At 61.7% G+C, this 18,821-nt stretch carries 27 protein-coding genes; 11 read left to right on the top strand and 16 right to left on the bottom strand.

What is annotated here, in order from left to right:
* Positions 1-122 precede the first annotated feature (122 nt).
* From era to recO, 3 genes are read left to right on the top strand one after another with little or no spacing between them, the layout of a single operon-like run.
* A complete protein-coding gene (era, locus tag OEZ49_RS12645) occupies positions 123-1,028 on the top strand; it encodes a GTPase Era (RefSeq protein WP_164127182.1) in 906 nt (301 codons plus the stop codon).
* A gap of 25 nt (positions 1,029-1,053) precedes the next feature.
* Positions 1,054-1,383 (top strand): DUF1491 family protein, encoded by a 330-nt coding sequence (locus OEZ49_RS12650; RefSeq protein WP_263388654.1) that lies wholly within the window; start codon positions 1,054-1,056, stop codon positions 1,381-1,383.
* 59 nt (positions 1,384-1,442) lie between these two features.
* Positions 1,443-2,168 (top strand): DNA repair protein RecO, encoded by a 726-nt coding sequence (gene recO, locus OEZ49_RS12655; RefSeq protein ID WP_263388655.1) that lies wholly within the window; start codon positions 1,443-1,445, stop codon positions 2,166-2,168.
* Here recO and OEZ49_RS12660 read toward each other — a convergent pair.
* The 10 genes from OEZ49_RS12660 to folK form a co-directional block, all read right to left on the bottom strand.
* Positions 2,152-2,544, bottom strand: a complete 393-nt coding sequence (locus tag OEZ49_RS12660) for an META domain-containing protein (RefSeq protein ID WP_164127185.1) — start codon at positions 2,542-2,544, stop codon at positions 2,152-2,154. The two genes, recO and OEZ49_RS12660, sit on opposite strands and share 17 nt — an antisense overlap.
* The gene (gene rnc / locus OEZ49_RS12665) at positions 2,544-3,233 is read right to left on the bottom strand and encodes a ribonuclease III (RefSeq protein ID WP_263388656.1); all 690 of its coding nucleotides are present in this window, start codon (positions 3,231-3,233) and stop codon (positions 2,544-2,546) included. The genes OEZ49_RS12660 and rnc overlap by 1 nt, the downstream gene beginning before the upstream one ends.
* A complete protein-coding gene (gene lepB / locus OEZ49_RS12670) occupies positions 3,230-4,066 on the bottom strand; it encodes a signal peptidase I (RefSeq protein ID WP_263388657.1) in 837 nt (278 codons plus the stop codon). The genes rnc and lepB overlap by 4 nt, the downstream gene beginning before the upstream one ends.
* A 34-nt stretch (positions 4,067-4,100) precedes the next feature.
* A complete protein-coding gene (gene acpS / locus OEZ49_RS12675) occupies positions 4,101-4,547 on the bottom strand; it encodes a holo-ACP synthase (protein ID WP_263388658.1) in 447 nt (148 codons plus the stop codon).
* Positions 4,544-5,164 (bottom strand): LysE family translocator, encoded by a 621-nt coding sequence (locus tag OEZ49_RS12680; RefSeq protein ID WP_263388659.1) that lies wholly within the window; start codon positions 5,162-5,164, stop codon positions 4,544-4,546. The genes acpS and OEZ49_RS12680 overlap by 4 nt, the downstream gene beginning before the upstream one ends.
* The gene (locus OEZ49_RS12685; RefSeq protein WP_164127196.1) at positions 5,161-5,907 is read right to left on the bottom strand and encodes a pyridoxine 5'-phosphate synthase; all 747 of its coding nucleotides are present in this window, start codon (positions 5,905-5,907) and stop codon (positions 5,161-5,163) included. Before OEZ49_RS12685 ends, OEZ49_RS12680 begins: the two co-directional genes overlap by 4 nt.
* A 37-nt stretch (positions 5,908-5,944) precedes the next feature.
* On the bottom strand, positions 5,945-6,601 hold the full coding sequence (locus OEZ49_RS12690; protein WP_263388660.1) for a DUF2062 domain-containing protein: 657 nt from the start codon (positions 6,599-6,601) through the stop codon (positions 5,945-5,947).
* Positions 6,602-6,632: 31 nt separating this feature from the next.
* Positions 6,633-8,765, bottom strand: a complete 2,133-nt coding sequence (locus OEZ49_RS12695) for a RelA/SpoT family protein (protein WP_263388661.1) — start codon at positions 8,763-8,765, stop codon at positions 6,633-6,635.
* Positions 8,766-8,793: 28 nt separating this feature from the next.
* Positions 8,794-9,147 (bottom strand): DNA-directed RNA polymerase subunit omega, encoded by a 354-nt coding sequence (rpoZ, locus tag OEZ49_RS12700; RefSeq protein WP_164127202.1) that lies wholly within the window; start codon positions 9,145-9,147, stop codon positions 8,794-8,796.
* 85 nt (positions 9,148-9,232) lie between these two features.
* Entirely contained in the window at positions 9,233-9,808 is a 576-nt protein-coding gene (gene folK / locus OEZ49_RS12705) for a 2-amino-4-hydroxy-6-hydroxymethyldihydropteridine diphosphokinase (RefSeq protein ID WP_263388662.1), read from the bottom strand.
* 134 nt (positions 9,809-9,942) lie between these two features.
* Between folK and OEZ49_RS12710 the strand changes: the two genes are divergently transcribed.
* The 7 genes from OEZ49_RS12710 to OEZ49_RS12740 all read left to right on the top strand — a co-directional run bounded on the left by OEZ49_RS12710 (position 9,943) and on the right by OEZ49_RS12740 (position 14,566).
* Positions 9,943-10,515, top strand: coding sequence for a LabA-like NYN domain-containing protein (locus tag OEZ49_RS12710; RefSeq protein ID WP_164127206.1), 573 nt, complete (start codon positions 9,943-9,945; stop codon positions 10,513-10,515).
* Between the two features lie 205 nt (positions 10,516-10,720).
* A complete protein-coding gene (gene ispH, locus OEZ49_RS12715) occupies positions 10,721-11,671 on the top strand; it encodes a 4-hydroxy-3-methylbut-2-enyl diphosphate reductase (RefSeq protein ID WP_263388663.1) in 951 nt (316 codons plus the stop codon).
* Entirely contained in the window at positions 11,668-12,315 is a 648-nt protein-coding gene (locus OEZ49_RS12720) for a glutathione S-transferase family protein (RefSeq protein ID WP_263388664.1), read from the top strand. Before ispH ends, OEZ49_RS12720 begins: the two co-directional genes overlap by 4 nt.
* A 122-nt stretch (positions 12,316-12,437) precedes the next feature.
* Positions 12,438-12,890, top strand: coding sequence for a DUF3429 domain-containing protein (locus tag OEZ49_RS12725; RefSeq protein ID WP_263388665.1), 453 nt, complete (start codon positions 12,438-12,440; stop codon positions 12,888-12,890).
* Positions 12,887-13,480, top strand: a complete 594-nt coding sequence (locus OEZ49_RS12730; RefSeq protein ID WP_263388666.1) for a class I SAM-dependent methyltransferase — start codon at positions 12,887-12,889, stop codon at positions 13,478-13,480. The genes OEZ49_RS12725 and OEZ49_RS12730 overlap by 4 nt, the downstream gene beginning before the upstream one ends.
* Positions 13,473-13,940, top strand: a complete 468-nt coding sequence (gene rnhA / locus OEZ49_RS12735) for a ribonuclease HI (protein WP_164127216.1) — start codon at positions 13,473-13,475, stop codon at positions 13,938-13,940. The genes OEZ49_RS12730 and rnhA overlap by 8 nt, the downstream gene beginning before the upstream one ends.
* Positions 13,937-14,566 carry a trimeric intracellular cation channel family protein gene (locus tag OEZ49_RS12740; protein WP_263388667.1) on the top strand — a complete coding sequence of 210 codons (630 nt, stop codon included), beginning with the start codon at positions 13,937-13,939 and terminating at the stop codon, positions 14,564-14,566. The genes rnhA and OEZ49_RS12740 overlap by 4 nt, the downstream gene beginning before the upstream one ends.
* Positions 14,567-14,632: 66 nt before the next feature.
* Here OEZ49_RS12740 and OEZ49_RS12745 read toward each other — a convergent pair whose 3' ends face one another.
* From OEZ49_RS12745 to def (OEZ49_RS12770), 6 genes are read right to left on the bottom strand one after another with little or no spacing between them, the layout of a single operon-like run.
* Positions 14,633-14,872 carry a GlsB/YeaQ/YmgE family stress response membrane protein gene (locus OEZ49_RS12745; RefSeq protein ID WP_234139850.1) on the bottom strand — a complete coding sequence of 80 codons (240 nt, stop codon included), beginning with the start codon at positions 14,870-14,872 and terminating at the stop codon, positions 14,633-14,635.
* Position 14,873: 1 nt separating this feature from the next.
* Positions 14,874-15,110: a hypothetical protein gene (locus tag OEZ49_RS12750; RefSeq protein WP_044028683.1), complete on the bottom strand. Its 237-nt coding sequence runs from the start codon at positions 15,108-15,110 to the stop codon at positions 14,874-14,876.
* Between the two features lie 13 nt (positions 15,111-15,123).
* Positions 15,124-16,029: a methionyl-tRNA formyltransferase gene (gene fmt, locus OEZ49_RS12755; protein ID WP_263388668.1), complete on the bottom strand. Its 906-nt coding sequence runs from the start codon at positions 16,027-16,029 to the stop codon at positions 15,124-15,126.
* A 4-nt stretch (positions 16,030-16,033) separates the two neighbouring features.
* Complete coding sequence (gene def / locus OEZ49_RS12760) at positions 16,034-16,531, bottom strand: peptide deformylase (protein ID WP_263388669.1); 498 nt, start codon at positions 16,529-16,531, stop codon at positions 16,034-16,036.
* A complete protein-coding gene (gene def / locus OEZ49_RS12765) occupies positions 16,528-17,025 on the bottom strand; it encodes a peptide deformylase (RefSeq protein ID WP_263388670.1) in 498 nt (165 codons plus the stop codon). Before def (OEZ49_RS12765) ends, def (OEZ49_RS12760) begins: the two co-directional genes overlap by 4 nt.
* On the bottom strand, positions 17,022-17,540 hold the full coding sequence (gene def, locus OEZ49_RS12770; protein ID WP_263388671.1) for a peptide deformylase: 519 nt from the start codon (positions 17,538-17,540) through the stop codon (positions 17,022-17,024). Before def (OEZ49_RS12770) ends, def (OEZ49_RS12765) begins: the two co-directional genes overlap by 4 nt.
* Positions 17,541-17,639: 99 nt before the next feature.
* On the opposite strand from def (OEZ49_RS12770), the gene OEZ49_RS12775 reads away from it, so the two are divergent.
* The gene (locus OEZ49_RS12775; RefSeq protein ID WP_263388672.1) at positions 17,640-18,812 is read left to right on the top strand and encodes a MalY/PatB family protein; all 1,173 of its coding nucleotides are present in this window, start codon (positions 17,640-17,642) and stop codon (positions 18,810-18,812) included.
* The last annotated feature ends 9 nt before the right edge of the window (positions 18,813-18,821 follow it).

Raw genomic sequence — 18,821 nt, forward strand, 5'->3', positions numbered from 1 at the left:
CGCAGGCTGACATGGGGCGGTACCGCCCGCAATGCGCCCTCTGGTCGCTGACATGGCTTTTGCCTCTGGCGAGACCCGGCAAAACCTTGTAGAGGATGCGACTTGCAACCAGGACCCGCCCCATGACTACACGCGCCGGATTTGTCGCCCTGATCGGAGAGCCCAATGCGGGCAAATCGACCCTGTTGAACCGCATGGTCGGGGCCAAAGTCTCGATCGTCACGCACAAGGTACAGACCACACGCGCCCGTATTCGCGGCGTGGCGATGGAGGGCGAAGCGCAGATCGTCTTTGTCGACACGCCGGGCCTGTTCCAGCCGCGCCGCCGACTGGACCGCGCCATGGTCGCCGCAGCCTGGGGCGGTGCGGCGGATGCCGATATCGTGGTTCTGATGGTCGAGGCACATCGCGGCATAACCGAAGGGGTGGAGCGCATCCTCGAAGGTCTGACCGAGATCGCCAAGGGCCGCACCGTGGCACTGGCCATCAACAAGATCGACCGGGTGCCCGCGGAAAAACTGCTGGGCCTGTCCGAGGCGCTGAACGCGCGTTTCGAGTTTGCCCGCACTTTCATGATTTCGGCCGAGCGCGGCCACGGGGTTGCGGACCTGCGCAAATGGCTGGCGGCGGAACTGCCTGAAGGCCCCTGGCTCTATCCCGAGGATCAGATCGCCGATCTGCCGATGCGGATGATCGCAGCCGAGATCACCCGCGAGAAACTGACCCTGCGCCTGCATCAGGAACTGCCCTATCAGCTGACCGTCGAGACCGAGAATTGGGAAGAGCGCAAGGATGGCTCGGCCCGGATCGACCAGGTGATCTATGTCATGCGCGACGGGCACAAGGGCATTGTGCTGGGCAAGCGCGGCGAGACCGTCAAGGCGGTGGGACAGGCGGCGCGGGCCGAGCTGGAAGAGTTCCTGGACCGCAAGATCCACCTCTTCCTTCAGGTCAAGGTGCGGCCCAACTGGCTGGAAGAGGCCGAGCGCTATTCCGAGATGGGCCTTGATTTCAAGGACGGCAACTGACGGCTTCGGGTCGAAAGGGCAGCGCATGGCAAGGCTGACAGCGGAATTCTGGGTCCACGCCTACCTCGCCCGGCTCAGGCTCAACGACATCCCGGCCTTTGTCACCGCCCATGGTGATAACACCGCCGGTGCCGTTCTAGTCAAGCTGAACACGCTCGATGGGCGTGCAACCGCGCTGCACCGGGAATACGACCTGATGACCGGTCTCCGGAAATGGACCGAACTGGCCGCTGGCGACGAGGCAGACGTGGATGCCGCCATCGCCCGCCAACGCGGTTTTGACCCTGACCTTTGGGTGATCGAGGTAGAGGACCGGAAGGGTCGCCACCTGTTGGGTGAAGACGGACTGGAATAACCGGTCTTGCGGCCACCGCCCGCTTGCGGTCAGTCTGTCGCAATGTTCAGGGGGGCCAAGTGGACTGGCGCGATCAGGGTATATTGCTGGCTGTGCGCCGCCACGGAGAGACCTCGGCGATCATCGAGGTCTTTACTCAGGAACATGGGCGACACACCGGGGTGGTGCGGGGCGGAACCAGCCGCAAGATCGCACCGATCCTGCAACCCGGCGCCCAACTGGATGTAACCTGGCGTGCGCGGCTCGAGGATCACATCGGCAGTTTCGCGGTCGAACCGCTGCGGTCGCGGGCGGCGGCGGCTATGTCCGGGCGGATCGCCCTGGCCGGCCTCAATACTGTGACCGCGCTTTTGTCCTTTTGCCTGCCCGAACGGGAGCCGCATCCGAATCTTTACCACCACAGCGAGCGCCTGCTCGACCTGCTGGGACAGGACGAGATCTGGCCCCTGGCCTATCTGCGCTGGGAACTGGGTCTGCTGGAGGAGCTTGGCTTCGGCCTTGATCTGAGCGCTTGCGCGGTGACCGGGGCAACGGAGGATCTCGCATATGTCTCGCCACGTACCGGTCGTGCAGTCAGTTCTGCCGCGGCGGGGGATTGGGCGGACCGCTTGCTGCTACTGCCCCCGTGTCTGCGTGGGCAGGGTCCGGCCCCCGATGCCGAGATTGCCGAAGCCTTGCGCACCACTGGATTTTTCATGGAGAACCGGCTTGCCCCGTCACTGGGCAACCGCCCCCTGCCCGAGGCGCGCGGCCGGTTTGTCGATCTCGTCAGTCGGCCGCGTTGAACAGCATTTCGTGCCCTGCCTCGTTCCGCAGGATCAGAATGTTACCCGAAACCTCGGACTGCTCCATCGCCATCAATGCAGCAAAGAAGGTGCCTTCGGCCTCCAGATCGGGACAGGCCGCGCGTGTTGCCACAAGGTCCCGGACTTCGAACCAGGGATAAGGGACGTCCAGCGTGGCGGAGTAACCGTTGCAAGGCCCCTGCCCCGCGACACGCCCGGCTTCGGGGAAATCAAGCGTGGCGGAAGCCGGGAAATCAATACCGTCGATACTGTGCAGAACCCAAGCCCGCCCACCGGCGCCATAGGCAGCCACTGTTTCATCCTGCCCACATTGTGACAGCGACAACAGCGGCAGAAACAGCGCCGCGCGAAGCATCAGCCCGCCTCGCCTTCAAGCCGGTCCAGCAGGGCGCGTGCGGCGGACTGTTCGGCCTGGCGTTTCGAACCGGCGGTTGCCCGGGCCTCCCGGCCATCTGTCAGGCGCACCACGATGGTAAAAACCGGGGCGTGATCGGGTCCGGATCGGGAGACGAGTTCGTAAGCGGGTGGTTTCTGCCCGCGTGCCTGCGCCCATTCCTGAAGCGCAGTCTTGGCGTCCCGGGCATCGGCCTCGACCTGATGGATACGCGCGCCCCAGAGCCGCAGTATGACCTCTTGCGCGGCGTCAAAGCCGCCGTCGCGATAGATCGCAGCGATCACGGCCTCCATCGCATCGCCCAGGAGCGCCTGTTTGCGTCGGCCGCCCGACATCATCTCGGACCGGCCGAGCTTCAGCACTGTACCCAGATCAACCTGCCGGGCAACATCGGCGCAGGTTTCCTTGCGCACCAGCGCGTTGAAGCGCGGTGCAAGCTGGCCTTCGCTGGCGTCTTTATCTGCCTCCAGCAAGGCGGAGGCCATCACCAGCCCCAGCACCCGGTCGCCCAGAAACTCCAACCTCTGATTATCGGCGCGTGTGGACGAGGATATCGAACCATGCGTCAATGCACGCACCAACAGTTCCGGCCGGGCGAAGACATAGCCAAGCCGATCCTGAAAGGCAGACATGTCCGCTGATAGTCTCACTCAACCCCCTTGAAGAAGCGGTCACTGCGCCAGGTCCAGAAGAACAGCATCGAGCGGCCAGCGGAGGAGAACATGATGCGATCGGCCCGGCCGATCAGGTTCTCGTAAGGCACATACCCGACGCCACCCGCAGATTGTGGCAAACGGCTGTCGCTGGAATTGTCGCGGTTGTCACCCATGAAGAAGTAATACCCTTCGGGCACTGTATAGACACCGGTATGATCTGACGCCTGATTGCCGATGTTCAGGATCGCGTGGCTTACACCGTTCGGCAGGGTTTCGATCTGACGAGACTTCTGGCAGATGCCGCCATCGCCCACAGGTCCGTTTTCGCACCGCGGCCGCAACCGCTGCGGCCCCTGCGCCTCGGCCGTTTCCTCGAATATCCCGCCATCCTCAAGCTTGACCTCCACGTCATTGATGTGAAGCACGCCATCCTTGATCTGGATCCGGTCGCCCGGCAGGCCGATCAGCCGCTTAATGAAATCGCGTCCAGAAACCGGATGGCGGAACACCACAACGTCACCCCGTTCCGGCGTGCCGCCCAGGATGCGCGTATTGTCGCCCTTCATCCAGCCGCACACGTCTTCCGCGTCGATGTCGATACCGAAGCGCGGGATGATCAGGCTGGGACACGAGGCATAGGAATAGCCATAGGCCATCTTGTTGACGAACAGGAAATCACCGATCAGCAGTGTTTCCTTCATCGAGCCCGAGGGGATCCAGAATGGCTGGAAGAACAGGGTGCGGAAGACACCGGCGATCAGCAGCGCGTAAACAATCGTTTTGATCGTCTCGACAAAGGAATTTCCTGACTTGGCTTTGCTGGCCATTCGGCTCTCCAGTTTCAGCGGGTGTTTCGTGGGGCTACATGCGGGGCGGGGTCGGGTAAGTCAAGCTTGCCCCGTCTGTATCGGCGCGCGGGCGCGCCTCGATAACGACAAAGGCCTGCGCCCAAGGGTGGTCGTCAGTCAGGGTGACGTGGATGATCGCCTCGTGCCCGTCGGGTGTCATCTCGCGCAGGCGTTCCGCCGCCCAGCCCGTGACGTGCATGACCGGCTGGCCGCTGCGCAAATTGGTGACCGCCATGTCACGCCAACTGATGCCCATCCGCAGGCCCGTGCCCAATGCCTTGGAGCAGGCCTCTTTCGCCGCCCAACGCTTGGCATAGGTGCCGGCAGTGTCAGAGCGGCGCTCGGCCTTGCGCTGTTCGATCTCGGTAAAGACACGGTTTCGAAACCGATCGCCAAATCGGTCGAGCGTGCGCTCGATCCGCTCGATATTCGCCAGATCGGTGCCGATGCCCAAAATCATTGCAGCCGTGCCGTCAGCAGTTTCAACGCAGCGCCACCAAAAAGTAGCGCAAAGCTCAATTCGAACCAGCGGCGCAGGCGGCGGTACCCTTCGCCGATGGCGCGGGTCGAAAACAGCAGCGCATAGCCCAGAAACAGGCAGGTCGAGGCGGTGATGAGCACACCGAACAGTGTGAAAACGCTGGTCAGAGACGCAGCAGGCGGCAACGCAATGGCAAAGACCGCACCCCAGCTCAGAATCGCCTTTGGATTGGTCAGGTGGATCAGATAGCCGCGCAGGAACAGCCGCCGGGCGCTGCCCGTTGCGGCCCTGAAGGGTTTGGCGCCTGCCGGGGCCAGACCCGCACGCAGGGATTTCACCGCCAGCCAAAGCAGATAAAGCGCCCCTGCAAAACGGACCGTCTCGACGACCCAGACATGGGTCAGCATCAACGCGCTCATGCCCAGCGCAGCGGCAAGCCCCCAACTGGCCGAGCCTGCCACGATGCCCAGCGCCACGGCCAATGCGGCCGCGCGCCCCTCGGCCATGCCGGTTCCGGCAATGGTCAGGGTGGCAGGACCGGGACTGCCCCCCGCCACCAGCCAGGCAAGGACAACGAGGCCGAGCCCGGGTGTCATGCCCGCGCCTCGTCCATCAGGCGGCGCATCTCGGCGATGGCAGGCGTGAGTCCGCGAAAAATCGCCTCGCCGATCAGGAAATGGCCGATATTCAGCTCCACCACCTCGGGAAAGGCCGCAACCGGCTGCACCGTATCATAGGTCAACCCGTGGCCCGCGTGCACCTCGAGCCCCAGCGAATGGGCGAAGGCGGACATCTCGCGTAGGGTCTCCAACTCGCGGTCGCGGGTGGCAAAATCGCCCTCGGCATGGGCATCGCAATAGGCGCCGGTATGCAGTTCGATTACCTGCGCGCCGATCCGGTGCGCGGCCTCGATCTGTTTCATGTCGGCGGCGATGAAGATCGACACACGGCAACCGACCTCACGCAGTGGAGCGATGAAATGGGCCAACCGGTTCTCTTCGCGCGCGACTTCAAGACCACCTTCGGTGGTACGCTCCTCGCGCTTTTCGGGCACAATGCAGACCGCGTGCGGCTTGTGGCGCAGGGCGATCTTCTGCATCTCGTCGGTGGCGGCCATCTCGAAGTTCAGCGGCACGCTCAGCGCCGCCATCAAACCGTCGATATCGGCATCCGTGATATGGCGGCGATCCTCGCGCAAATGCGCGGTAATACCGTCCGCCCCCGCCTGTTCGGCGATTTTGGCGGCGCGGATCGGGTCCGGATACACACCGCCGCGCGCGTTGCGCACGGTTGCCACATGGTCGATGTTCACGCCAAGACGCAGATATTCAGCAGACATGACAAATGGTTCCTTTCCGACTCGCTTGCGGCCGACCCTAACCGGGATTTTCGGGGTTTGGCAGAGCAGCCTCGGCCTTTTTCTTGATCGCCTGGAACTTGGCCTTGATCTTGCTGCGTCGACGCTGCTGGTACGTCCGGATCAGCGGCAGGCTCAGGTAGTAGCAGATTGCTCCTGCCACAATTCCGGGGAGTATCCCGCCGATCATATAGGGATAGAAAACCTCATGAAAAAAGATGTTCAAGGCGTGCCAATCCGCACCTTGATCTGTGAACAGGGCAACGGAGTTGTTCTTGAGATCGGCCGCCGCGCTTGCGAACTTGCCCATCAGGCCGTGCTCCGAGCCTTCCTCGAAATGCGTTCCAAGAATGAAGTGCCCGGTTTGCAGCGAAATGACGCCAATCGGGACATAGGTCAGCGGATTACCGAAGAAGGTTCCGCTAAGGCTTGCAAGAATGTTACCGTTGATCACCCGTGCAAGTACCGCCGCGATCACGAAATGCATGCCATAGAACGGAGTAAAAGAGGCGAAGACGCCAGCCCCAATTCCGCGGGCGATTCGTTCAGGGCTGTCCGGCAGCCTGCGGACCCTGTGTTTAACGTAGTGAAAAGCGCGGGTCCAACCGCCACGCGGCCAGATCAGTTCCCATAGCACCTGCAATGGAGACCGTCGATCTCGGCGCTTGAAAACCACGCGTGGACGTCCTTTCCGTACCCTGTGACCTCTAACTCACCGCGGCGTGTGCCTTGGCTTTTTCCCTGTACCGTTCGACCGAGGCCACATCGTTTTCCGCTTCGAGTGTCAGCATCAGCGAGTGCAGTTGTTCGACATCACGCAGTTCGACACTGATCATCAGCCGATAAAAGTCAGGCTTGCGGTCAACAAACTCCAGGTTGGAAATATTCGCCTTCTTCTCACCAATCAATGTGCAAATCCGTCCCAGCACACCGGCGTCATTGCCGATGGTCAGCTCCAGCGTCGCACCGTAGGCCGCCGGATGCGTGCCTGAGTGCCAATGAAGATCGACCCAACGCCCTGGCTGGTCCTCGAATTCGCTCAGTTTCTCGCAATCGATGGCATGCACGACAACCCCTTTGCCGCGATAGGTAATCCCGACAATGCGTTCGCCCGGCAATGGCTGACAACAGGGCGCGCGTTCAAAACTTTGCCCAGCCTCCAGGCCGATCACGGCCCGCCGTGGTGGAATGGCGTCACCATGGTCCGGCGCAAGTTCCGGATAAACCGCTTGTACCACATCATGTGCCGTCAACTCAGCCGATCCGAGCCGGGCCAGCAATTCGTCCCGGTTCTTGAGCCTGAGATGCTTGGCTGCAGTGTCGAGCGCCTTGTCGGTGGCCTTGCGCCCCACATGTTCAAAAGCAGAACGTGCCAGTTCATGCCCCAGCTTGATGAAGCGCTCACGGTCCACCTCGCGCAGGGCTCGGCGGATTGCGGTCTTGGCCTTGCCGGTGACGGCGATTTCGAGCCAACTTACCTGCGGTGTCTGTCCTTCGGCGGTGATGACCTCGACCGACTGGCCGTTCTTTAACCGTGTCCAAAGGGGCACCCGGATTCCATCCACCTTAGCGCCAACACAGGCGTGACCGATCCGAGTGTGGATGGCATAGGCATAATCGATCGGTGTCGCTCCGCGTGGCAACTTGACCACGTCGCCCTTGGGCGAGAAGCAAAACACCTGGTCGGAATACATTTCGAGCTTGACCGCTTCGAGGAAATCCTCGTGATCTTCCTCATTATCGAATTGCTCGGTCAGGCCCGCGATCCATTTCGCCGGATCGACGGCAAACGGGTTCTGGGTGCGCACCCCATCGCGATAGGACCAATGCGCCGCCACGCCGGTTTCAGCCACATCATGCATCTGGCGGGTCCGAATCTGCACCTCGACCCGCTTGCCGTCACGCCCGGACACGGTGGTGTGGATCGAGCGATAACCGTTCGATTTCGGCTGGCTGATATAGTCTTTGAACCGGCCCGGCACCGCGCGCCAGCGCTGGTGAATGGCACCAAGGGTGCGGTAGCAATCCTCTTCGGACTGGGTAATGATGCGGAACCCATAGATGTCGGACAGGCGCGAGAAGCCTTGGTCCTTTTCCTGCATCTTGCGCCAGATCGAATAGGGCTTCTTGGCGCGGCCGAACACCTCTGCCTCGATACCGACCTTGTCCAGCTCGTGCCGCATGTCGCCGGTAATCCGGTGAATCACATCGCCGGTTTCGCGCTGCAACGTGATGAAGCGGCGGATGATCGACTGGCGCCCCTCGGGGTTGAGCACGCGAAAGGCCAGATCCTCTAGCTCTTCGCGCATCCACTGCATACCCATGCGGCCAGCAAGCGGCGCATAGATATCCATGGTCTCACGCGCCTTCACGGCCTGCTTTTCCGGGCGCATCGCCTTGATGGTGCGCATGTTGTGAAGACGGTCGGCCAGCTTGACCAGGATCACTCTCAGATCCTTAGACATGGCCATAAACAGCTTACGGAAGTTCTCTGCCTGCTTGGTCTCGCGCGACGAAAGTTGCAGGTTGGTCAGCTTGGTCACGCCGTCGACCAGCATCGCCACCTCTTCGCCGAACAACTCGGATACCTGACCATAGCTGGCCTTGGTATCTTCGATTGTGTCATGCAACAGCGCGGTGATGATCGTGGCATCGTCCAGCCGCTGTTCGGTCAAGATGGCCGCGACGGCCACCGGATGGGTGAAATAAGGTTCACCCGAGTGGCGGAACTGACCGTCATGCATCCTTTGACCGAACTCATAAGCACTGCAGATGCGTTCAGCGTTGGTTTTAGGGTTGTAGTTACGGACCAGCGCAATCAGATCGTCGGCAGAAATCATCAGGTCCGCATCCTTTCGCGGGGCGCTCTCAGCCCTGCCCCTGCGCCTCCATCAAGGCACGCAGCAGACGCTCTTCCGACATGTCGTCTTCGGCAGGCCGGTCCGACTCAGCCCCCATCAGCAGCGCCATCTGGTCGTCTTCGGGTTCATCTACTTCAATCTGCGTCTGATTAGCCTCGATCAGGCGTTCCCGCAGGCTGTCCGCGCTCTGTGTCTCGTCGGCGATCTCGCGCAATGAAACAACAGGGTTCTTGTCGTTGTCTCGATCAATTGTGATCGGCGCGCCAGCGGAGATTTCGCGTGCGCGGTGAGCGGCGAGCAACACCAACTCGAACCGGTTCGGAACCTTATCTACGCAGTCTTCTACCGTTACGCGGGCCATAAGCGACTCTCCAAAGTGCAACCTTGTCCAGAAAGGACGTATCTAGGCGCGTTTCCCGCGGTTGACAAGCAGGAATTCCCCAGTTTCACAGCAATAACGGCTTAACTTCGGCCACTTCTTTTGGAGGCAAATCGGCGAGCATCTCGACCACGGTCTTACCCAGAACAGGGTGGCGCCAATCTGGCGCCACATCGGCCATCGGAACGAGAACAAAGGCGCGGTCCTGTAAACGTGGATGCGGCAAGATCAATTCAGTAGGTGCTGTTTTCGCTTGGACCTCCGACGGGAGATTGCACCATGCCTCGAACTCTTCGATGGTCGGAAGAACATTATCGCCATAAAAAATCAGGTCGAGGTCCAGGGTGCGCATTCCCCAACGCTGCTCGCGCCTCCGTCCGAACATTTCCTCAACTTCGTGAAGCACCACAAGCAGATCAACTGGTGATAGATTTGCATTGATGGCAATCGCCGCATTGACGTAATCTGGCCCTGCGCCCGGGGGAAAGCACGGCGTTGCGTAGAATCGGCTTTCGGCAGTGACAACCATGCCCTTTCTGGACAGTTCCCGGACGGCATGCCGCAACGTCAAAATAGGGGGAGTTTGATCAAAACTTAGATTTGCGCCCAAGGCGATAACGGAATTTCGCTGGATTTTGATCATCGTATGTTTCCGTTCACGTCAAGTGCACCCTTGCCATAAATGGCGTTTCACTTACATTGGAAAAAGCATTTCGCCGATTTATTTGCACTCACTCACGGACGCAGGCGGAATGCTTCACACCGGAAGGAACAATTATGTTTTATAAAGACGAACGGCTTGCGCTGTTCATCGACGGTTCGAATCTTTATGCGGCTGCAAAGGCTCTTGGTTTTGACATCGACTATAAGTTGCTTCGCCAAGAGTTTATGCGACGCGGCAAGATGTTGAGAGCCTTCTACTACACGGCGCTGCTGGAGAATGACGAATACTCACCGATCCGTCCACTCGTTGATTGGTTGCACTACAATGGCTTCACCATGGTGACCAAGCCGGCGAAAGAGTACACCGACAGCATGGGGCGCCGTAAGGTCAAGGGGAACATGGACATCGAACTGACCGTAGATGCCATGGAATTAGCTCCGCGCGTCGACCATATTGTCCTGTTTTCAGGCGATGGCGATTTCCGGCCGCTGGTGGCCAGCCTCCAACGCCAAGGGGTTCGTGTCTCGGTCGTTTCGACGATTCGCAGCCAACCCCCGATGATTTCGGACGAATTGCGCCGCCAGGCCGACAACTTCATCGAACTCGAAGAATTGCGTGACGTGATCGGTCGCCCCCCGCGCGACGTCCCGATGGAACCTAGATCGGTCGCGGCGAACGCGCAGTAAAAGCCACGCGCCAAAGCGCAAAGCTCTAATCGCAAAAATAGGACGGCCGGGCGAGCGATCACCCGGCCGTTCTGCGTACTGAAAAATGGACTTCGGACCAATGCCCGTTTTCTAAGCCCGTCACGTGACGGTTTCGTGACGTCATGGCCCGGACTGGACGTTCGTCAGCCAAAGCCTTACCTGTTCCGGGCAAGGAGAAGCCGCCATGACCAAACCGCCCCTTACCCTGTACCTTGCCGCGCCGCGCGGATTTTGCGCCGGCGTCGACCGCGCCATAAAGATTGTCGAAATGGCCATCGAGAAATGGGGCGCGCCAGTCTATGTCCGGCACGAAATCGTGCACAACAAATTCGTGGTCGACGGATTGCGCGCCAAGGGCGCGGTATTCGTCGAGGAACTGGATGAATGCCCCGATGACCGGCCGGTCATCTTCTCGGCTCATGGCGTGCCAAAATCCATTCCGGCCGAGGCCGAGCGCCGCCAGATGGTCTTTGTCGATGCCACCTGCCCGCTGGTGTCCAAGGTTCACATCGAGGCAGAGCGTCACGCCGAAAACGGCCTACAGATCATCATGATCGGTCATCGCGGCCACCCCGAAACCATTGGTACCATGGGGCAATTGCCCGAAGGCGAGGTGCTGCTGGTGGAAACTGTCGAGGACGTGGCCCGCATCGTGGTGCGCGATCCCGAGCATCTCGCCTTTGTGACACAGACCACCCTGTCGGTGGACGATACCCGCGACATAGTCGCGGCTCTTCAGGCGCGGTTCCCGCACATCGTCGGCCCTCACAAGGAAGACATCTGTTACGCCACAACGAATCGTCAGGAAGCGGTCAAGGCAGTAGCTCCCGTGTCCGATGCTCTGCTAGTTGTGGGCGCACCGAATTCGTCGAATTCGCGCAGGCTGGTCGAGGTCGCGGCCAAGGCCGGGTGCGGATATGCTCAGCTGGTGCAACGCGCCGGGGAAATCGACTGGCGGGCACTGGACGGTATCCGAAGCGTCGCTGTAAGCGCTGGCGCCTCTGCCCCTGAACTTCTGGTCAATGAAGTGATCGACGCCTTTCGCGACCGCTTTGCCGTGACAGTCGAAGTGGTCGAGACCGCAATCGAACACGTTGAATTCAAGGTGCCCAGAGTGTTGCGGCAACCGGCATGACCCTGCCCCGACCGGTTCTGACCGGCTACAGCCACAGCATCTATACCCGGATCATCCGCCTAATCCTGTTGGAGAAAGGCATATCATTCGACTACGTCGAGCATGATCCGTTTGCTCAGGACGCGCTTGGTCCTCACCCGTTTGGCCGCGTACCCTTCCTTTGCCATGGGGATTTTGCGATTTACGAAACCGCAGCGATTTCGGCCTATCTGGACGCCGCGTTCGACGGGACGCCTATGATGCCAGACAGCCCACAAGCAGCCGCCCGAGCGATACAAGTGGTCTGCGTTGCCGATGCTTACGCCTATTGGCCGCTGGTTCGCCAGATCTACGAACATGCGGTTTTCCGCCCCACCTACTGCGAACCGAGTGATCCTACGGAAGTCCAGGACGGCTTGCGCCGCACGCCCAAAGTCCTGGCCGCGTTGGACGAGATTGCACGCGAGGGTCTGGTGTTGTCCCAGGGTTTTGGTCGGGCGGAATGCCATCTGGCCCCCATGATAGCCGCGCTTGTGCAAGCGCCCGAAGGGGCCGACCTGCTGGCCCGCTACCCCGACCTGTATGAATGGTGGCAGCGGACGGCACTCAGACCCAGCATGCGCGAGACGGAAACCTCGCTTCCAAGTGGCGACGTTCAAAGCTAGGCTGGACAGGCTCGAAAATCCCCTCTTCCACACATGAGGCACGGGCGAACTATGACAAAAAATGAATACATCATGGCCGTAAAGAACATCGATGTTACCGCACAATTGACGGAGAAACACGCATGAGCGGTATTCCCCGCGTGCCGCTTTTCCTGGGTCTGGCCGGGCTGCTGCCCTTTATCTGGGGGGCGGCCACCTACCTGCTTCCCGCCTTGCAGGCGTGGGGCGCAGGAATTCTTGGGCCGCGGTTCATCGGCCCCTATGTCCAGATCGCCTATGGTCAGATCATTCTCGCCTTCATGTCGGGGGTTCTCTGGGGATTTGCCACCAAAGCCAACGGCGGGCAGGCCGCGACCGGCTATGTCTTGTCCGTAATCCCTGCTCTTTGGGCGTTCTTCATGACCGGCGGCGGACCGACAAGCGCGGCCGTGAACCTGATTTTCGGCTTCCTAGGCCTTTTGATGCTGGATGCAGCCTTTGCCGCATGGGGGCTGGCGCCGGTGTGGTGGATGCGGTTGCGCCTGGTGCTGACCTTTGTAGTTGTGTCCTGCCTGTCTGCCGGAGTCTTCCTGTGAGCGACCCGGAAACCATTCGCGTTTACCAGAGCCGGGCCTCTGACTACGCGGACATGACCGACGAACATAACGCAGCCGATCCAGAGCTGACGGCTTTTGTCGCAAACCTGCCGCAGGGCTCTCATGTTCTCGATCTGGGCTGTGGCCCGGGAACATCGGCCGCCGCACTGGTACGCGCGGGAATGCGGGTCACCGCCATGGATGCGTCCGCCGAAATGGTGAAACTGGCGGCCCGACATCCCGGCGTCACTGTCCGGCAGGCAACTTTCGATGACGTGGTCGAAATAGCAGAGTTTGACGGTATATGGGCCAATTTCAGTCTCTTACATGCGCCACGCCACGCCTTTCCCGGTCATCTGTCCGCCTTGCACAGGGCCTTGAAACCCGGCGGGCTTTTCCATATCGCCCTAAAGCTCGGCACTGGCGAGGCGCGCGACGCGCTTGGCCGGTTCTACAGCTATTACACGGAAGACGAACTGGAGACGCGGATGCAAGTGGCAGGCTTTACAATCATCGACCGGGCCTTCGGTGCCGGACCTGGATTGAGTGGCGAGGTCTCCGACTGGATCGCGGTGCGCGCCCGTGCCTGAACTTTTTGCCTATACCGACGGTGCCTGTTCGGGAAACCCCGGTCCGGGTGGCTGGGGCGTCTTGCTGCGGGCGGTTGAAGGGGAAACCATCCTCAAGGAACGCGAACTGAATGGTGGAGAAGGCGATACCACCAACAACAGGATGGAACTTCTGGCCGCCATCAACGCGCTGGAAACACTGGAACGACCCTCGCAGATTACAGTTGTCACTGACAGCGCCTATGTAAAAAACGGCGTGACCGGCTGGATCTTTGGCTGGAAACGCAACGGCTGGAAAACCGCCGACCGCAAGCCGGTCAAGAATGTGGAACTCTGGCAGCGGCTGGACGCGGCACAGGCGCGTCACGACGTGACCTGGAAATGGGTCAAGGGACATGCCGGTCATCCCGAGAACGAGCGCGCCGACGAACTGGCACGCGAGGGAATGAAGCCCTTCAAACCGGCCAAGGCCAAGCCATGAGCCTGCTCGCCCTGCTCGACTATGCTTCGGTCCTGGTCTTTGCCCTGACCGGCGCGCTGGTGGCCAGCCGGGCGCAACTCGATCTGGTAGGGTTTGCCTTTGTCGCCTGCCTGACGGCGGTGGGCGGCGGTACCATGCGTGACCTGCTATTGGATCGCGACCCGGTGTTCTGGGTGGGCCAGCCCGCCTATATCCTGATCGCCTCGGGTGCCGCCGCGCTGGTCTTCTTCACTGCCCATCTGGTCGAAAGCCGCTATCGCCTGCTGATTTGGCTCGACAGTTTCGCGCTGTCCATCGCGGTGGCCGCCGGTACCGGGGTGGCGCTGGCGCAGGCACAACCGCCGGTGATCGTGGTGCTGATGGGCATGATGACCGGCTGCCTGGGCGGGCTGATGCGCGATGTGGTCTGCAACGAAGTGCCGCTGGTCCTGAAACAGGGCGAACTCTACGTCTCCTGCGCGCTGGCGGGGGCGGTGGCGGCGATGATCGCCACTGGGCTGGGGTTGGCCACCCTGCCCGCGCTGGGCCTTTGCGCGCTTGTCTGCTGGGGTCTGCGCGCCGGATCGCTGATTTTCGGCTGGCGCCTGCCGGTCTATAAAAGCCGCCCGCCACGTACGCGCGGCTGACAACCCTTCGTTTCGCCCAAAGAACTCCGAAGCGCGAGGCAGAGCCTCGCTTTCGTCCGGCGCGTCTCAGCGCCGCCGCAGATAGGTCTGCCAGAGCCAGACCACCAGAAGCGCCCCCAGCACCGCGCCGACAAAGCCCGACAGCCAGCCCATCATGGTCAGAAGCGCCCGCAGGATCAGCCCGCCGATCAACGCGCCAACGATGCCGATCAGCATGGTGGTGGGAATATCCGCCTCGACCCGCATCAGCCGGGTGGCCAGAAACCCGGCAGCGGCGCCGATGATGATCAGGACAACGACATGCATCTCATTTCCTCCAGTGGAACGGCACGATGATCAGCGCCCCGATGGACGAAAGAATGGCGTTCATCCCCGCAGATCCAAAGCCGATCCCGAACATGATCCGTACAAAGTAAAACAGGAAGGCCCCGCCCACGCAGATGATGATGGATTGCAGATAGCCGTTATGGGTGAACCCCGATTTCTCGGAGATGTAGCCGACGATCCCGGCGATCACCACCGTTCCCATCAGAACCATGAACATGTGCAATCCCCTTCTACAGGCGGGTTCCCTTTGGCACGGGACAGCCGCGCAGGAAGATGTCGGCATCCTGCGCCCCTTTGCCCGCCCGTTGCAAGCGGGTGAGTGAGACAGCGCCGGTGCCGCAGGCCACGGTCAGGACATCGTCCAACACCGCGCCCGGGGTGCCCTGCCCCCCGGCCCGGCGCGAGGCGAGCAGTTTCACCCGTTCCCCCGCGATCTCGGTCCAGGCGCCGGGAAAGGGCGACAGGCCCCGGATCTGACGGTCGATCTCGACCGCCGGGCGGGTCCAGTCCACCCGCGCCTCGGACTTGTCGATCTTGGCGGCATAGGTGACGCCCTCCTCGGGCTGGGGTTCGGGCGTCAGTTCGGGCAGGCGTGCCAGAGCCTCAACGATCAGGTCGGCGCCCATCGCCGACAACCGGTCGTGCAAGGCCCCGGTGGTCTCCTCCGCCCGAATGGGCGTCCTCGACCTGAGCAGCACCGGACCGGTATCGAGCCCCGCCTCCATCTGCATGATGCAGATGCCCGTTTCGGCATCGCCCGCCATGATCGCCCGGTGAATCGGCGCCGCGCCGCGCCAGCGCGGCAGCAGGCTGGCGTGGATATTTAGACAGCCGTGGTGCGGTGCGTCCAGCACCGCTTGCGGCAGGATCAGCCCATAGGCCACCACCACTGCCACATCGGCGCCAAGTGCGGCGAAATCCGCCTGCGCCTCGGCCCCTTTCAGCGAGACCGGGTGATGCACCTCCAGCCCCAGTGTCAGCGCGCGGGCATGGACCGGCGTCGGACGGTCCTTTTTTCCGCGCCCCGCCGGGCGGGGCGGCTGGCAATAGACGGCGGCGATCTCATGCCCGGCCTCTACCAGCGCATCCAGCACCGGGACCGAGAAATCGGGGGTTCCCATGAACACGACGCGCATGACCTCAGCCCCCCAGCTTGCGCGCCTTGCGCAGCAGCATGTCGCGTTTGACCTTGCTGAGATTGTCGAAATACATCCGACCGTTCAGGTGGTCGATCTGGTGCTGCACGCTGGTCGCCTCGATGCCGACGAAATCGCGCCGGTCGACCTGCCCCTGTTCGTTCAGGAACCGCACCGTCACCGCACGCGGGCGTTTCAGCCTGGCCGAGACGCCGGGCAGGTTGGGACTGGCCTCGTCATGTTCGCGCAGCTCAACCGAGGCATGCAGGATCTCGGGGTTCGCCATCCGCACCGCGCGGCCCCGCTCGGACGAGCCATCGACCACCGCCAGCCGCAGCATCACCCCGATCTGTGGCGCGGCCAGGCCCACGCCCGGCATCGCCTCCATCGTGTCGATCATGTCGGTCCAGATCGCCCGGATCTCGTCGGTGATCTCACTCACTTCGGCGGCGCGGCTGCGCAGATGCTTGTCGGGCCAGGGCAGGCAGCGGCGGACGGTCATGGATGGTTTTCCTCATAAGCGGAGAGCATGGCGGCGCGGGCCTGCGGGTCCAAATGATCCAGCGTGACGACCCCGTTCAGATGGTCGAATTCGTGCTGGATGCAGCGCGCCTCGAACCCGTCGAAATCGGCCATATGAATGTCGCCCTCGGGCGCGGTCCATTGCACCGTCACCGCCTTGGGCCGGGTGACGGGCACCGACAGGCCGGGGATCGACAGGCACGCCTCCTCCATCTCGACCGGTACCCGCTCGGCGGCCATGATCACCGGGTTGATCATCGCCATCGGGCTGGCCGTGCCTTCTTTCCAGCCGACATCCATGACGAAAAACCGCTGCATCACGCCCACCTGCGGCGCGGCCAGCCCGCGCCCCTTGGCGGCATACATGGTATCGAACATGTCGCGGATCAGATCGTCGGGCACGATCCCCTCGACCGGATCACAGCGTTGCGACAGGCATGGATCGGGCCAGGTCAGGATCGGCAGGACGCTCACGCCCGCGCCCGCTCGCGCTTCAGCTTCTGCATCTTGCGGGTGATCATCTGGCGTTTCAGCGGCTTGAGATAGTCGATGAACAGCTTGCCATCCAGATGGTCGATCTCGTGCTGCACGCAGGTGGCCCAGAGCCCGTCAAAGGCCTCGCTTTGCAAGTTGCCGTCGCGGTCGATCCATTCCACATCCACCACCTTGGGGCGGGTCACCTCGGCATATTGCTCGGGAATCGAAAGACACCCTTCCTCGTAAACATTGGTCTCGTCCGACGCGGCAATGACGCGCGGGTTGAACATCACCAGCGGGCGCGCGGCGGCCCCCTCTTCCTTGACGCAATCCAGCACGATCAGCCGATCTAGCACACCGATCTGCGGCGCGGCCAGACCGATGCCCGGGGCGTCATACATGGTTTCCAGCATGTCGTCGGCCAGCGTACGCAATTCGTCCGAGATATCGGCCACGGGCGCGCAGACCTTTTTCAGGCGCGGATCGGGATGAATGAGAATAGCACGTTTCATGGCTCCGATTTAGGCGATTGCCCGCCCTGCTGCAACGCCCCTTGCGCATGGCGGCAAACTGGCTAGCCTCTGGCCGACCAGATGACCCCGGAGACAGACATGAGCTTTGACGACCTGATCGACCGCCACGGAACCTTTTGCTCGAAATGGGACATGATGGAACCCATCTATGGCGTGCCCGCACAGGACGGTCTGGCCATGTGGGTCGCCGACATGGATTTCCGCGCGCCCGATCACGTGCTAGCCAAGCTGCGCGAGATGACGGACCATGGCGTGCTGGGCTATGTCAACTATGACAAACCCTATACCGATGCGATCCGCTGGTGGATGCGCAACCGCCACGACTGGGATGTGGCGCCCGAGGCGATCTTTACCACCACCGGGCTGGTAAACGGTGTGGGCATGTGCCTTGACACCTATACCCAGCCGGGCGACGGGATCGTGCTGTTCACCCCGGTCTATCACGCCTTTGCCAAGGTGATCCGCAATGCGGGCCGGCAGGTGGTGGAATGCCAGATGGTCAACACCGATGGCCGGTACGAGATGGACTTTGCTGCCTATGACGCGCAGATGACCGGCAACGAGCGCATGGTGATCCTGTGCTCGCCGCACAATCCCGGCGGCCGGGTCTGGACGCAGGAGGAGCTGCGCGCAGTGGCCGATTTCGCCAAGCGGCATGACCTTTTGCTGTTGTCCGACGAGATCCATCATGACCTGGTCTATCCCGGCCATACCCATATCCCGATGCCCAACGCGGCACCCGATATCGTCGACCGGCTGTTGATGCTCACCGCGCCGTCCAAGACGTTCAACATCGCGGGCCTACATACCGGGCAGGTGATCATCCCCGACCCCGAACTGCGTGGACGTTTCGCCAAGCGGATGGCGGCCCTGTCGCTGGCGCCGAACTCGACCGGGCAGATGGCGACGCTGACCGCCTATTCGCCGGAGGGGGCCGAATGGGTGGGTGGGTTGATGGCTTATCTGGACGAAAACCGGCGCCTGTTCGACAGTGCTATCGCAGCGATCCCAGGCCTGCGCTCGATGCCGCTCGAAGCGACCTATCTCGCATGGGTGGATTTCTCGGGGACGGGCATGGACCGGGCCGAGTTCACCGAGCGAGTTGAGCAGCAGGCCAGGATCGCGGTCAATCACGGCACCAGTTTCGGCACCGGTGGCGAAAGCTTCCTGCGGTTCAACCTGGGAACACAAAAGGCCCGGATCGAAGAGGCAATCGACCGGCTGAACCAAGCCTTCGGCGATTTGCAGTAGAGATTGTCT

This window comes from Ruegeria marisflavi (assembly GCF_025673445.1).
In the GTDB taxonomy this organism is placed as follows: domain Bacteria; phylum Pseudomonadota; class Alphaproteobacteria; order Rhodobacterales; family Rhodobacteraceae; genus Ruegeria_B; species Ruegeria_B marisflavi.